14 protein-coding genes are annotated in these 13,279 nt (G+C 77.0%); 3 read left to right on the top strand and 11 right to left on the bottom strand.

The window, feature by feature from the left end; genetic code table 11:
- Nucleotides 1–15: 15 nt before the first annotated feature.
- The 4 genes from ACI79B_RS16985 to ACI79B_RS16970 form a co-directional block, all read right to left on the bottom strand.
- A complete protein-coding gene (locus tag ACI79B_RS16985; protein ID WP_457000205.1) occupies nucleotides 16–732 on the bottom strand; it encodes an MFS transporter in 717 nt (238 codons plus the stop codon).
- Nucleotides 733–814: 82 nt separating this feature from the next.
- Nucleotides 815–2,137, bottom strand: coding sequence for a GAF domain-containing protein (locus ACI79B_RS16980; RefSeq protein WP_456930121.1), 1,323 nt, complete (start codon nucleotides 2,135–2,137; stop codon nucleotides 815–817).
- 79 nt (nucleotides 2,138–2,216) lie between these two features.
- Nucleotides 2,217–3,650: a mycofactocin biosynthesis glycosyltransferase MftF gene (gene mftF, locus ACI79B_RS16975; RefSeq protein WP_456930120.1), complete on the bottom strand. Its 1,434-nt coding sequence runs from the start codon at nucleotides 3,648–3,650 to the stop codon at nucleotides 2,217–2,219.
- Nucleotides 3,647–4,186 carry a cysteine hydrolase family protein gene (locus ACI79B_RS16970; RefSeq protein ID WP_456930119.1) on the bottom strand — a complete coding sequence of 180 codons (540 nt, stop codon included), beginning with the start codon at nucleotides 4,184–4,186 and terminating at the stop codon, nucleotides 3,647–3,649. The genes mftF and ACI79B_RS16970 overlap by 4 nt, the downstream gene beginning before the upstream one ends.
- Before the next feature lie 81 nt (nucleotides 4,187–4,267).
- Between ACI79B_RS16970 and ACI79B_RS16965 the strand changes: the two genes are divergently transcribed.
- Nucleotides 4,268–5,281: an iron-siderophore ABC transporter substrate-binding protein gene (locus ACI79B_RS16965; RefSeq protein WP_456930118.1), complete on the top strand. Its 1,014-nt coding sequence runs from the start codon at nucleotides 4,268–4,270 to the stop codon at nucleotides 5,279–5,281.
- A 5-nt stretch (nucleotides 5,282–5,286) separates the two neighbouring features.
- On the opposite strand, the gene ACI79B_RS16960 is transcribed toward ACI79B_RS16965, so the two are convergent.
- From ACI79B_RS16960 to ACI79B_RS16950, 3 genes are all read right to left on the bottom strand, one after another.
- The gene (locus tag ACI79B_RS16960) at nucleotides 5,287–6,789 is read right to left on the bottom strand and encodes a purine-cytosine permease family protein (RefSeq protein WP_456930117.1); all 1,503 of its coding nucleotides are present in this window, start codon (nucleotides 6,787–6,789) and stop codon (nucleotides 5,287–5,289) included.
- Between the two features lie 66 nt (nucleotides 6,790–6,855).
- Nucleotides 6,856–7,539: a mycofactocin biosynthesis peptidyl-dipeptidase MftE gene (gene mftE / locus ACI79B_RS16955; protein ID WP_456930116.1), complete on the bottom strand. Its 684-nt coding sequence runs from the start codon at nucleotides 7,537–7,539 to the stop codon at nucleotides 6,856–6,858.
- A 45-nt stretch (nucleotides 7,540–7,584) separates the two neighbouring features.
- Nucleotides 7,585–8,817 carry a multidrug effflux MFS transporter gene (locus tag ACI79B_RS16950; protein ID WP_456930115.1) on the bottom strand — a complete coding sequence of 411 codons (1,233 nt, stop codon included), beginning with the start codon at nucleotides 8,815–8,817 and terminating at the stop codon, nucleotides 7,585–7,587.
- A 114-nt stretch (nucleotides 8,818–8,931) separates the two neighbouring features.
- Between ACI79B_RS16950 and ACI79B_RS16945 the strand changes: the two genes are divergently transcribed.
- Nucleotides 8,932–9,423 carry a pyridoxamine 5'-phosphate oxidase family protein gene (locus ACI79B_RS16945; RefSeq protein ID WP_456930114.1) on the top strand — a complete coding sequence of 164 codons (492 nt, stop codon included), beginning with the start codon at nucleotides 8,932–8,934 and terminating at the stop codon, nucleotides 9,421–9,423.
- 216 nt (nucleotides 9,424–9,639) lie between these two features.
- Here the strand turns inward: ACI79B_RS16945 and mftC are convergent, their stop codons facing one another.
- From mftC to mftA, 3 genes are read right to left on the bottom strand one after another with little or no spacing between them, the layout of a single operon-like run.
- A complete protein-coding gene (mftC, locus tag ACI79B_RS16940) occupies nucleotides 9,640–10,857 on the bottom strand; it encodes a mycofactocin radical SAM maturase (protein WP_456930113.1) in 1,218 nt (405 codons plus the stop codon).
- On the bottom strand, nucleotides 10,854–11,147 hold the full coding sequence (gene mftB / locus ACI79B_RS16935; protein ID WP_456930112.1) for a mycofactocin biosynthesis chaperone MftB: 294 nt from the start codon (nucleotides 11,145–11,147) through the stop codon (nucleotides 10,854–10,856). Before mftB ends, mftC begins: the two co-directional genes overlap by 4 nt.
- Nucleotides 11,148–11,160: 13 nt before the next feature.
- On the bottom strand, nucleotides 11,161–11,286 hold the full coding sequence (gene mftA, locus ACI79B_RS16930) for a mycofactocin precursor MftA (RefSeq protein ID WP_456930111.1): 126 nt from the start codon (nucleotides 11,284–11,286) through the stop codon (nucleotides 11,161–11,163).
- A gap of 133 nt (nucleotides 11,287–11,419) precedes the next feature.
- Between mftA and ACI79B_RS16925 the strand changes: the two genes are divergently transcribed.
- Complete coding sequence (locus tag ACI79B_RS16925) at nucleotides 11,420–12,031, top strand: acyl-CoA-like ligand-binding transcription factor (RefSeq protein WP_456930110.1); 612 nt, start codon at nucleotides 11,420–11,422, stop codon at nucleotides 12,029–12,031.
- On the opposite strand, the gene ACI79B_RS16920 is transcribed toward ACI79B_RS16925, so the two are convergent.
- Entirely contained in the window at nucleotides 12,028–13,230 is a 1,203-nt protein-coding gene (locus ACI79B_RS16920; RefSeq protein ID WP_456930109.1) for a cysteine desulfurase-like protein, read from the bottom strand. The two genes, ACI79B_RS16925 and ACI79B_RS16920, sit on opposite strands and share 4 nt — an antisense overlap.
- Nucleotides 13,231–13,279 lie beyond the last annotated feature (49 nt).

Below are 13,279 nucleotides of genomic sequence, written 5' to 3'. Positions count from 1 at the left end.
GTTAGATTGTTTTATTTAGACAGAAAAAATCCGCCACAACCCGGGCGGCCCCCCGGCCTGGGACCCCAGGCGCGGCGGCCCGCGCAGCCCGCGGCGCGCGGCCCCCACGCTCGCGTCCCGGGCCCCGGGCGAGGAGGGGACCACGGCGAGCACGGCCGCGACGGTGAGCGCGGCGAGGACCACCACGGCCCAGTAGGCCGAGCGCCAGCCCAGCGTCTGACCCAGCCAGGTGGCCGCGGGGACGCCGGCCACGTTGGCCACGGCCAGCCCGAGCATCACCGTGCTCACCGCCCGCCCGCGCAGCGACGGCGGCACCAGCGACGCGGCGACCAGCGAGGCGACGCCGAAGTAGGCGCCGTGCGGCAGGCCGCTGACGAACCGGGCCAGCAGCAGCGACGCCGACCCGGGGGCGAGCGCGCTCAGCGCGTTGCCGGCGAGGAAGGCGGCCATGAGCCCGACGAGCAGCGCGCGGCGGGGCAGCCGGGCGCCCAGCGCGGCGATGACCGGCGCGCCGACGACGACGCCCAGGGCGTAGGCGGAGATGACGTGGCCGGCGGTCGGGATGTCCACGCCGACGCCGTCGGCGATGTCGGGCAGCAGCCCCATCGTGACGAACTCGGTGGTGCCGATCGCGAACCCGCCGAGCGCGAGCGCGACCAGCGCGACGGCCACCCGCGGGGTGGCCAGGGACGAAGTCGCGGGAGCGGGCGGGGCGGCGGTGCTGGCACTCACGTGACGGTGCCAAGCGGACCGCGCGGGGCCGTATTCCCCGGGCGGCGGAAATGGCCGTTTCCGCCCCACGGGCCCCAGTGGGTCAGGCGCGGGAGGTCCGCCGGAGGGCGAGCAGGTGGGCGGCGACCGCGCCGCGGCGCGGGGACCCGGCCGGCAGCGCCTCGAGGCAGGCCTGCCAGGCGGCGGCGTCGTCGCGGGCCTCGGGCAGGGCGGTCCAGCGCAGCAGCAGCTCGGGCCGCCGGCTGCCGATCGCGGCGCCGCGCAGCGCGGTGACCAGGCGGCGGCGGGCGAGGACGACGCCGGGCGCGGTCGAGCGGGGGAGCACGGGGCCGGGGTAGCGGTCCAGCGCCGCGGCGACGGCGCCGCGGTCGAGCAGCCGGCGCACCGCCTCCAGGTCGGTCTCCAGGGGGCGCAGCAGCCGGTAGGGGCGCGAGCCGACCAGGTCGTCGCCGACCAGCCGGCGCAGCCGGGACAGCTCGGCGCGCACGGTGACCGCGGCGGTGTCGCCGGCGTGGCACTCGGCGGCCAGCTGCTCGGTGCTGCGGCCCTCCCCCGCGGCGGCCGCCTCGGCGAGCAGGAGCAGCAGCTCGGAGTGGCGCAGCGAGAGCTCGACCGGGCCACCGGGCAGGGTCAGCCGGGCGCGCTCGCGGCCGAGCACGTCCAGCCGGGGCGCGGCGGGCCGCACCGGCGGCGCGGGCCGGGGGCCGCGGGCGGCGTCGCGCTGCTCCTCGCGGTGCAGCCAGCGCAGCTCCGACTCGACGGCGGCCACGGTCGCGCGGACGAGGGTGAGCACGTGCGGGCTGGCCACGTGGTCGCCGCCGGTGACGTCGATGGCGCCGAGCAGCACCCCGGTGACCGGGTGGTGCACCGGCGCGGCCGAGCAGCTCCACGGCTGCACCGGGCGGCGGTAGTGCTCGCTGCCGTAGATCTGCACCGGGTGGTCGAGGGCCAGCGCGGTGCCGGGGGCGTTGGTGCCGGCGACCTCCTCGGACCACCGGGCGCCGGCGACGAAGTTCATGGTCTCGGCCAGCGAGCGCAGGCGGCGCTCGCCCTCCACCCACAGCATCCGGCCGTCGGCGTCGGTGACCGCGACGATCATCCGGTCGGCCTCGGCGTCCTCGACCAGCAGCCGGCGGATCACCGGCAGCACCGGGGCCAGCGGGTGGGCGGCGCGGTAGGCGGCCAGGTCGTCGTCGAGCAGGTCGACCGGCGGGCCCTGCCCGTCGGGGTCGACGCCGCTGCCCAGGCTGCGCCGCCAGGAGTCCCAGACCACCGACCGCACGTCCGGCAGGGGCGGCGGGGCGCCGCGGGTCACCAGCGTCTCGTGCGCCGCGCGCAGGCGACGGGTGAGCCCGGGCGTGGGACGTCCCTCGGGCAGCGCGAGCCACGGGCTGACGCTGGTCACGACGTGTCCCCCGGGCTGAGAGTCATGGCCCGCACATGGTGACCCGGATCGCACGATTCCACCAGCGACCGACCGGGCGTCAGACCGACGGGGGTCGCGCCGGGAGCAGCGCGGCCGGGTCCCGGCGGCGCAGCGCGCCCGCCCACAGGCCCGCGCCGTAGGCCAGGTCCTCCAGCCGGCGGGCGGCGGCGAAGCGCACGAGGTCCACCTCCGCCCGGTGCGGCCACCAGGCGAGGACGGCGTCGGCGGCGGCGACGGCCAGCGCGGTCCGCCGCGCGCGGCGGGACGCCAGCGCCGCGGCGGCGGTCAGCGGCCAGTGGTGCCGGGTGGCCGAGCGGGCGAGCGTGCGGCCGGCCGCGGCCGTGCCGCGCAGCACCAGCGCCGCGGCCAGGCCGTACGGGGGGCGGCGGCCCTGGCCGGCGACGCGGTGCGCCAGGCGGACCGTCGCGTCGCCGAGGACGGCGGCCGCCAGCACCCGGCCGGCGCGCCCGCCGGCCAGCGCGAGGGCCAGCGCGGCCGCCGACCACGGGCTCACGACCACCGGCGCGACGGCGCGGCCGTGCCGGGCGGCCAGCGGCGCGGCTCCGGTGCCGTAGACCGCCCGCCGGCGCAGCCACGCGCCGGTGGCCGACGGGTGCTCGTGGGCCACGCGCGCGGCCGGCTCGTAGCGCACCCGCCAGCCGGCCGCGGCCAGCCGCCACACCAGGTCGACGTCCTCGGCCACCCGCATGCCGGCGTCGAAGCCGGCGCCGAGTGCCGCCCGCCGGACCAGCAGCGCCGCGCTGGGCAGGTAGGACAGGCCCGACAGCGGCGCGACCGGCCCCGGGTCCGGGCCCATGTCCAGGGCGCTGACCACCGTCTCGTAGGCGGTCACCCACCCGGGGGCGGCGGCCGGCAGGGCGGTGATCCGCGGCGCGACGACGGCCAGCCGCCGGTCGGCGAGGTGCGGCAGCAGCGTCGCCAGCCAGCCGGGCCGGGGCACGCAGTCGGAGTCGAGGAAGGCGACGGCGGCGGTCGTCGCGGCGCGCAGCCCGGTGTTCCGCGCGGCGGCGGGCCCGAGCGAGCGCTGGTGCCGCAGCACCTCGGCCCCGCCCGCGGCGGCGGCCGCGGCCAGCGCGGGGGCGTCGACGGAGCCGTCGTCGACGACGAGCACGCGCACGGCGGCGGTGTCCGGGTCGGCGCGCAGCGCGGCGAGCAGGCGGGCGACGCCGGCGGCGCGGTCGCGCACGGGGACGACGACGGTGACGCCGTCCGGGCCGGGCGCGGGACCGGCGGGCTCGGGGACGGCGACCCCGGCGTCCTGCAGGCGCGCCGCGAGCGCCGCCGTCGCCGGGCCGCTGACGACGAGGCGGTCGCCGGCGAGCAGGTCGCGGGCGCGCGGCGCCAGGCGCAGCAGTCGCAGCGGCGAGCCGCCGAGCAGCGCCGCGCCGTCCTCCAGGCGGCGGGTGCGGGGGTCCAGCCGCACCGCCCAGCCGTCGGGCAGCCGGGTGTCCGGGGGCGGCGTAAGGCTCACCCGGCCAGCACGGCGTCGGTGGTGGTGACCTCGACCAGCGGCGCGTAGAGGCCCATGAGGTCCAGCGCCTTCCGGTGGTCGTCGTCGGTGCTGCCGGCGCAGGCGTCGGCGACCACGCGCACCGGCACGCCGGCGTCGGCGGCGGGCAGCACGGTGGAGACGACGCAGCAGTCGGTGGCCACGCCGGCGACGGTCAGCGGCCCGGCGCCGACCACCTCCGCCAGCTCCGGGCCCCACTTGCCGAAGGTGGTCGCGGTGAGCACGCGGGCCGGGCCGGGGTCCTCGACCAGCTCCCACAGCGGGGCGTCGGGCGGCTGCAGCGCGAACGGGAACCGCTCGTAGTAGTCGACCCAGGCGCCGGCGGGCTCCCGCGGCGCGACGAACCGGGTGAGGACGACGCGGTCGCCGAAGGCGGCCACCAGGCGCCGGATGCGCGGGCGCGCCTCCTCGTAGCGCGGCGCCGCCCACGGGGAGCCGGGGTCGGCGAACACCCGCTGCGGGTCGACGACGACCAGCCAGCCGGAGGGGTGCGTCACGGCCGGACCCTAACCGCCCGCGGCGCCGCGGCCAGGTTTGGTCAGGCTAGCCTTACCCGGACCGACCGAAGGAGACCGTCCATGTCCCGTCCCCTCACCCGGCGCGCCGCCCTGGCCGCGGCCGCCCTCACCACCGCCGCGGCGCTGGCCGCCTGCGGCTCCGACGACGGGGGCTCGACGGCGGGGTCCGAGACGTCCTCCCCCGCGGCCGGCGGCGACGGCGCCTTCCCCGTGACCGTCAGCACCGCCTTCGGCGACGTCGAGATCGAGGAGGAGCCGCAGCGCGTGGTGGCCCTCGGCTGGTCCGACGCCGAGACGGCCCTGGCGCTGGGCGTGCAGCCGGTCGGCGCGAGCGACTGGCTCGGCTTCGGCGGCGAGGGCGTCGGCCCGTGGGCCGAGGGTCTCTACGACGAGGCGCCGGAGATCATCGAGACGCTCGAGCCCAGCCTCGAGGCGATCGCCGCGCTGGAGCCCGACCTCATCCTCGACACCCGCTCCGACGGCACCCAGGAGCGCTACGACTCCCTCAGCGCGATCGCGCCGACCGTCGGGATCCCCGAGGGCGCCGAGCAGTACGTGACCACCTGGCAGCAGCAGCTCGAGCTGGTCGGCCAGGCGCTCGGGAGGAGCGACGAGGCCGCGCAGCTGCGGAGCGACCTGGAGCAGCGCTTCGCCGACGCCGCCGCGGCCAACCCGGCCTTCGACGGCACCGAGGTCGCCGTCGGCGCGTACACCTCCGAGGGCTTCGGCGCCTACGTCCGCGGCGACACCCGCGTCGACTTCATGGAGGCGCTGGGCTTCACGAACAAGCAGGCCATCCAGGACCTCGCCACGGAGGGCTTCTTCGTCCCGGTCTCCGACGAGCAGGTCTCGCTGCTCGACGCGCCGCTGACCGTCGTCTTCCCGATCTTCGTCGACCCGGCGCAGATCACCTCGAACCCTTTGTGGCAGACGCTGCCCTCGGTGCAGCAGGGCAACGCGCTCGTGCTCGAGGACGAGACGCTGGTCAACGCCTTCTCCAGCGGCTCGGTCCTCGGCACGGAGTACGCCCTCGACAACGCGGTGCCGCTGTTCGCGGAGACGCTGCAGGGCTGACCGGCTCAGTACGCAGGAGGCCGTCCCGGCGCCGCCGGGGCGGCCTCCTGCGTCCGTACCGCACCCCGGCGCAGCGCGAGCGTGCCGAGCAGCCCGACGAGGAAGGCGGCCAGCACGCCGAGGTTGGCGAAGGCCCAGTCGCCCTCGCGGCCGCCGAGCCCGAGCGGGCCGAGCAGGTAGCCCTGCCAGTCCAGCCAGCCGGCGTAGGTGTTGGTGACCAGCCCCCAGCCGAGCACGGTGCCCACCGCGAGCAGCGCCAGCGGCACCGGCGGGACGGCGCCGTAGCGGCCGCGGGCGTCGTAGAGGTCGGCCTCGGCGTAGTGGCGGCGGCGCAGCGCGAGGTCGCCGAGGAAGATCCCGCACCAGGCGGCGATGGGCACGCCGAGGGTGATGAGGAAGCCCTGGAACTGGACCGAGAAGCTCGCGTCGGCCAGGAACACCACCCAGATCGCGCCCAGCACCATGAGGGTGCCGTCGATGCCGGCGGCGACCGGGCGGGGCACCCGCACGCCGGCGGCCAGCAGCGACAGCCCCGACGAGTAGATGTCCAGCAGCGCGCCACCGACCAGGCCGAGCACCGCGACGACGACGAACGGCACGAGGAACCAGGTCGGCAGGATCGAGCCGAGCGCGCCGATCGGGTCGGCGCCGATCGCGCCCGACAGCTCCGGGTCCGAGGCGGCCAGCAGCAGGCCGGTGCCCAGCAGGACCACCGGGGCCAGCGCGCCGCCGAACGTCGTCCAGCCGACGACGCCGCCGGTCGACGCCGTCCGCGGCAGGTAGCGGGAGTAGTCGGCGGCGGCGTTCACCCAGCCGAAGCCGTAGCCGGTCATCGCCAGCACGAGCGCGCCGACGACGGCCGCCGTCGTGCCGCCCGGGACCGCGGTGACCGCCGACCAGTCGACGTCGTCGACGACGAGGACCACGTAGACGACGGTGAGCACGCCGCTGACGACGGTAATGACCGCTTGCATGCGCATGATCGCGTCGAAGCCGAGCACGCCGCCGGCCACGACCAGCGCGGCGACGACGAGCAGCGCGACCACCTGGGTCGCCGTCCCGCCGCTCCAGCCCAGCTGCCCGAACACCGTCGCCGTCGCGAGGGTGGCCAGGCTGACCAGCACCGTCTCCCAGCCCACGGTGAGGACCCAGGACAGCGCGGCCGGGACCCGGTTGCCGTGCACGCCGAAGGCGGCGCGGCTGAGGACGAGGGTGGGCGCCGAGCCGCGCTTGCCGGCGATCGCGACGAGCCCGCAGAGCAGGAACGAGACGACGATGCCGACGGTCCCGGCGACCAGCGCCTGCCCGGCGGAGATGCCGAAGCCGAGCAGGAACGAGCCGTAGGCCAGGCCGAGGACGCTGACGTTGGCGCCGAACCACGGCCAGAACAGCTGGCGCGGGCGGCCGCGGCGCTCCTCCTCGGCGATGACGTTGATGCCGTTGGTCTCGACGGCGCCGCGCCCCGCGGCCACCTCCGCGCCCCGGTCGACGGCCGGCTGCTGGGTCATCGGCGGCTCCTCCCCGTGTCGTGTCCCCGCCATCCTGGCGCGCCGGGGAGACCGCGGCCCGCGGGGCTAGCGGAGCCGCCCGTCCTCGCCCACGTCCCAGCGGCCCACCGCCGCCGCGAGGCGAGCCGCCAGGCCGGCCAGCAGGCGGGCGCCCTCCTCCGCCGAGGCGCCGGCCGGGTCGCCGAGCACGCCGGTGGGGCTCACCCCGCGCACGCCCTCGGCGCGCAGCCGGGGCAGCAGCTCGCCGATCGGCGTCGTCACCCCGGCGACCAGGGCCCCGGACCGCACCGACCGCTGTTCCACGTGCAACAGCAGCGAGGTCTCGGTGCGCCCCGCGTGCGCGTCGCCGCCCGGCACGCCGCAGGGGAACCAGGCGGCGTCGCGGCCCTCGGTGCGCAGCAGCGGCACGGCCCGGCGCAGCGCGTCGAGGTTGCCGCCGTGCCCGTTGACGACGAGCAGCCGGCCGGCCCAGCGGCAGGCGGAGCGGCCGTACTCGACGAGCAGCGTGGTCAGCGCCTCGGTGCCGATCGAGACGGTCCCCGGGAAACCCTCGTGCTCGCCGCTGGCGCCGTAGGGCAGGGCGGGGGCCAGGACGCCGTCGAGGTCCGCCGCCCGCGCCACCGCCTCGGCCACGACCGTGTCCGTGGCGAACGGCAGGCCGGGCCCGTGCTGCTCGACCGAGCCGAGCGGGACGACCAGCAGCGGGCGCTCGGGCAGCTCCGGCCACGCGGCGCCGGCCAGGTCGGGCACCGGGCCAGCCTAGGCGGCGGAAACGGCCGTCCCTGCCGCCCGGGCTCAGGCGGGGACGGCCTCGGCGTCGACGGGCAACTGCCACGGCCGGACGACGAGCAGCAGGACCGCGATCGCCACGACCAGCGCGGCCAGGACGACGACGCCCATGGCGACCGCGTCGTTGCCGAGCACGCCGACCAGCGGGGCCACCGCCGCACCGACGCCGAACTGCACCGCGCCGAGCAGCGCCGCCGCGGTGCCCGCCGCCTCGCCGTGCCGGGACAGCGCGAGCGCCGGGGCGTTGGGCAGCGCCAGGCCCGAGGCGAACAGCACCGCCCACAGCGGCAGCGCGATCGCCCACAGCCCGCCGGTGCCGGTGCCTGCGAGGACGAGCAGCACCGCGCCCGCGAGCGCGCCGACGACGACGCCGGTCACGAGGACCTGGGCCGGGGAGAACCAGCGCAGCACGACCGGGTTGAGCTGCGTGGCGCCGATCAGCCAGACGGCGCCGGCGCCGAAGAGCAGGCCGAACTGCTGCTCGTCGAGGCCGAACTGGTCCTGGAAGACGAACGAGGAGCCCGACACGTAGCTGAACAGCCCGGCCATCGTCAGCCCGGCGACCAGCACCAGCCCGACGTAGGCGCGGTCGCGCAGCAGCGCCCGGTAGCCGCGCAGCGTCCCGGCGACGCCGCTGCTGCGCCGCCGCTCGGGCGGCAGCGTCTCGCGCACCGCGAACCAGCCGACCGCGAGCAGCGCCAGACCGTAGACGGCGAGCAGCAGGAACACGCCGCGCCACGAGGTGACCCGGAGGACCTCCCCGCCGACGGTCGGCGCGAGCACCGGCGCCGCGCCGAGGACGAGGAACAGCCGGGAGAGCATGGTGGCCGCGGCCCGGCCCTCGAACAGGTCCCGCACGACGGCGAGCGCGATGACCGCGCCGGCCGCCGTCCCCACGCCCTGCAGGAAGCGCAGCGCTCCGAGCACCGCGATCGACGGCGCGACGAGCACCAGCAGCGAGGCGACGACGTGCAGCGCGGTGCCCGCCAGCAGCGGGCGGCGCCGGCCCAGGGCGTCCGACAGCGGCCCGAGCACGAGCTGGCCGAGCGCCAGCCCGACCAGCGTGCCGGTGAGGGTCAGCTGCACCGTGGCCGAGCTGGTCCGCAGGTCGTCGGCGATGGTGGGCAGCGCCGGGAGGTACATGTCCACGGTGAGCGGCCCGAGGGCCACGAAGGCGCCGAGGGTGAGCGCGGTGCGGGCGGTCCCGGGCCGGTCGGGGGTGGTGGCCGGTCTCGTCACCGGCCGGTCCTGGATCGTCGTCACGACGTTGCGCAAGGCAACCGGGTGCCGGTGCATTCCGGGACGCCGGGGTGTCGCCGGTGTCGCGCGGCCGATCCGGGGAAGGGCAGGGGCATGACCACCGACTCGCAGGACGCCACCGCCAAGGTCGCCGGGCTCATCAAGGGGCAGAAGTTCGGCTTCCTCACCACGACCATGCCCGACGGGCGGCTGACCAGCCGGCCCCTGGCGCTCCAGGAGGTCGAGTTCGACGGCGACCTCTGGTTCTTCGCCGAGCACGACGCCCCCTGGCTCGCCCACGTCCAGGCCTCGCCGCAGGTCAACGTCGGCATCGGCTCGGGCGGCACCTGGGTGTCGCTGACCGGGACCGCGCGCGTCGTCGACGACGTCGCGAAGAAGAAGGAGCTGTGGAACAGCGGCGTCGAGGCGTGGCTGCCGCAGGGGCCCGAGGATCCCTCCGTGGTCCTGGTGAAGGTCGACGGCGACACCGCCGAGTACTGGGACAGCCCCGGCAACCGGCTGGCGACGGCGCTGAGCTTCGTCAAGGCCAAGACCACCGGCTCGAAGCCGGACACCGGCGAGAAGGACGTCGTCGACCTCCCCTGAGGCGCGCGCACGGGGCACCCAGCGGACTCCCAGCCAGGTCACCGGGCCCGCTCAGGCACGGCGGTCAGCCTGGGGGCACGTCGTCCCGGAGGTGCCCCGTGCTCACCCTCGCCCTGCTCGTCGCCCTGCTGCTGACCATGACCCTGGCCGACCTCGCGCCCGGCCTGCTCCCCGACGGGCCCGGGCCCGCCGGGGTGGCGCCGATCCGCTGATCCCTCAGCCCAGCTGCAGGCCGGCCAGCGGAGACTCGTCGCACGCCTTGGCCGGCGGGAGCGACGGCATGCCCAGCAGCGTGGGCTGGCCGCGGACCGGGCCGGTGTGCGAGTGGTCGAGGTGGCTGCGCGGCGCGACGAGGTCGGCGTCGCGCGCGGCCAGCGCGGTCTCGCCGTACCCCTGCACGCACTCCGGGTCCGGCCCGTCCAGCGGCAGGCCGGTGAAGAACTTGGCCGCCATGCAGCCGCCGCGGCAGGCGTCGAAGTGCGCGCACTTCGTGCAGGCGCCGCCGGTCTGCGGGCTGCGCAGCTCGGCGAACAGCTCGCTCTGCTGCCACACGCGCCGGAAGCCGCCGGGCGAGCGGACGTTGCCGGCGAGGAACTGCTCGTGGATGGCGAACGGGCAGGCGTAGACGTCGCCGACCGGGTCGATGAGGCAGACCACCCGCCCGGCGCCGCACAGGTTCAGGCCCGGCAGCGCCTGCCCGTAGGCGGACAGGTGGAAGAACGAGTCGCCGGTGAGCACGCGGTCGCCGTTGGCGAGCAGCCAGGCGTAGAGCTCGCGCTGCTGGGCCTGGGTGGGGTGCAGCTGGTCCCAGACGTCGGCGCCGCGGCCGGAGGGGCGCAGCCGGGTGATCCGCAGCTGGGCGCCGTAGCGGTCGGTGAGCGCCTTGAAGTCGTCGAGCTGGGAGACGTTCTCCCGGGTGACGACGACGGAGACCTTGAAGTCCTTCATCCCGGCCTCGGCCAGGTTCTCCAGGGCCTTCACCGCGGTGGCGAACGAGCCGGTGCCGCGGACCCGGTCGTTGACCTCGGCGGTGGCGCCGTCGAGGGAGATCTGCACGTCGACGTAGTCGGTGGCCGCCAGCTGCCGCGCCCGCTCGGCGTTCAGCTTGACGCCGTTGGTGGAGAACTTGACCCCGACGTCGTGGCCGATGGCGTAGTCGAGCAGGTGCCAGAAGTCCGGCCGCACGGTCGGCTCGCCGCCGCCGACGTTGACGTAGAAGACCTGCATCCGCTGCAGCTCGTCGATCACCGCCTCGGCCTCGGCGGTGGTCAGCTCGCGGGGGTCGCGCCGGCCCGAGGAGGACAGGCAGTGCACGCACGCCAGGTTGCAGGCGTAGGTGAGCTCCCAGGTCAGGCAGATCGGGGCGTCCAGGCCGTACTCGAACTGGTCGACCAGGCGCCCACCGGTCGGACGCTGGGGGACCACCGCGGTCATGCGTGCACCTCGATCATCTGGGAACGGGCGAGGTCGGCGAGCGCCCTCACGTAGGCGGGCCGCTGGGCCTCGGGGACGCCGCACGCCACGAGGGCGGCGTCGGCGCTGGGGTGGTCGGCGAGCGTCTCCACGACGCTGACCAGCGTCTTCGACTTGAGGAACGACAACTTCCGGGTGCCGAAGTGGTACACGAGCGCCCCGAACGGCTCCGGCCGCAGCGCCACCGACCGGGCGCGCCGCCAGGGTCGGGCCGGGTCGAACACGTCCGCGGCCGCAGCGGCGGGGGTCACGGGACCGGTCGGCTCAGTAGACGCCGCACATGCCGTCGATGGAGACCTCCTCGACGAGGGACTCCTCGACCAGCTCCTCCTCGGCCGCAGCGGTCGCGACCGCGTCCTGGGTCTCGGTCTGGGCGGTCGTCTCGGGCATGCGGGGCCTCCGGAGAGCGGCGGAACGGGATGCGGGGGACGTTAGAGACACCCGGTGCCACCGGCAAGCGAGGGGGGTGGCCGCCGGCCCGCGAGGGGCTGACCGGCGCGGCCGGGTGGGACAGGATGGGCGCGTGAGCCCGCCGACGATGACCGCCGTCCCGCCGGCCGTGGACGACGGCCTCGCCAGCACCCGCGCCCGGATCGAGCGCGCGGCCCTCGAGCTGTTCACCGCCGCGGGCTTCGAGCAGGTGACCATCGAGGAGGTCGCCGCCGCCGCGGGCACCAGCCGGCGCACGTTCTTCCGGCACGTGGGCGGCAAGGCCGACGCCGTGTGGGGGGACTTCGCCGGCCACGTGTCCCGGCTGGCCGCCCTGCTGGACGCCGCCGGCGACGACGTCCCGGTGCTGCCCGCCGTGTTCGGCGCCTACGTCGAGGTCAACGACTACGCCGAGGCCGACCTGCCGGTGCTGCGCCAGCGGATGCGGCTGATCCTCACCGAGCCGGCGCTGCTGGCGCACTCGCAGCTGCGCTACGCCGAGGTCGACGAGGTGGTGGCGCGCTACGTCGCCCGCCGCCGCGGCCAGGACCCCGCCGACCTGCTCCCCCGCCTGGTCGCCACCGCCACCCGCGCGGCGGCGACCACCGCGTTCGAGGTGTGGCTGGCCGGCGGCAACGGCTCCCTCGCCGAGGCGCTGCGGACGGCGTTCGCCCAGCTCGGGGAGGGCTTCCCCGACCTTCGCTAGAGCGCGGCGCGCAAGCCCTCGAGGAGGCGGTCGACGTCGTCGTCGTCGCTGTAGGGCGCGAGCCCGACGCGCAGCCCGCCGGCGTCGCCGAGCCCCAGCCGGCGGGAGGCCTCGATCGCGTAGAAGTTCCCGGCCGGGGCGTTGACCCGCCGCTCGGCCAGCGCGCGCGAGACCTCGGCGGCGGGCCGGTCGGCGAAGGTGAGGAGCAGGGTCGGCGTCCGGTGCCGGGCGCGGGACCACAGCGTGACGCCGGGCAGCTCCGCGACCCCCTCCTCGATGCGCTCGCGCAGGCGGTCCTCGTGCGCCTCGACGGCGGCCATCCCGGCGGTCAGCCGGGCGCGCCGGTCGCCCTCCGGGCCGCCCAGGGCGGCGAGGTAGTCGACGGCCGCGGTGGTCCCGGCCAGCAGCTCGTAGGGCAGCGTGCCGAGCTCGAACCGCTCCGGGACGGCATCGGTCGAGGGCAGCAGCTTGTCCGGGTGCAGCGTCTCCAGCAGCGCCGGCGCGGCGGTGACGCAGCCCAGGTGCGGGCCGAGGAACTTGTACGGCGAGCAGGCGTAGAGGTCCGCGCCGAGCGCGGCGACGTCGACCGGCGCGTGCGCGGTGAGGTGCACGCCGTCGACGTAGGTGAGCGCCCCGGCGTCGTGGGCCAGCGCGGTGAGCGCCGCGACGTCGGGCCGGGTGCCGATGAGGTTCGAGGCGCCGGTGACCGCGACCAGGCGGGTGCGGTCCGACAGCACCGCCCGCAGCGCCTCGGGGGTCAGCTCGCCGGTGTCGGGGTCGAGGTCGGCCCAGCGGACGGTGGCCCCGCGGGCGGCGGCGGCCTGCACCCACGGCCGGACGTTGGCGTCGTGGTCCAGGCGGGTGACGACGACCTCGTCGCCGTCACCCCAGGCGGCGGCCAGCGTGCGGGAGAGGTCGTAGGTCAGCTGGGTCATCGAGCGGCCGAAGACGACCCCGCCCGGGTCCCCGCCCACCAGGTCCGCGACGGCGGCGCGGGCGGCCAGGACGACGTCGTCGGCGTTGCGCTCGGCCTCGGTCAGCCGGCCGCGGTTGGCGATCGGGGACCCCAGGGTGGCCGCCACCGCGTGCGCGACCTGGCGCGGCACCTGGGAGCCACCCGGCCCGTCGAAGTGGGCGGCCCCGGCGCGCAGGGCCGGGAAGTCAGCGCGGACGGCGGCGACGTCGTAGCTCGTGTGCACGGGGGCAGCATGCCCGGCACCCCGGCCCCGCCCGTGCACACTCCCGGGC

The sequence above is a fragment of the Geodermatophilus sp. SYSU D00879 genome, from assembly GCF_054050375.1.
The sequence above is the reverse complement of the archived record's forward strand: the minus strand, read 5'-3'. Positions and strand labels throughout refer to the sequence as shown.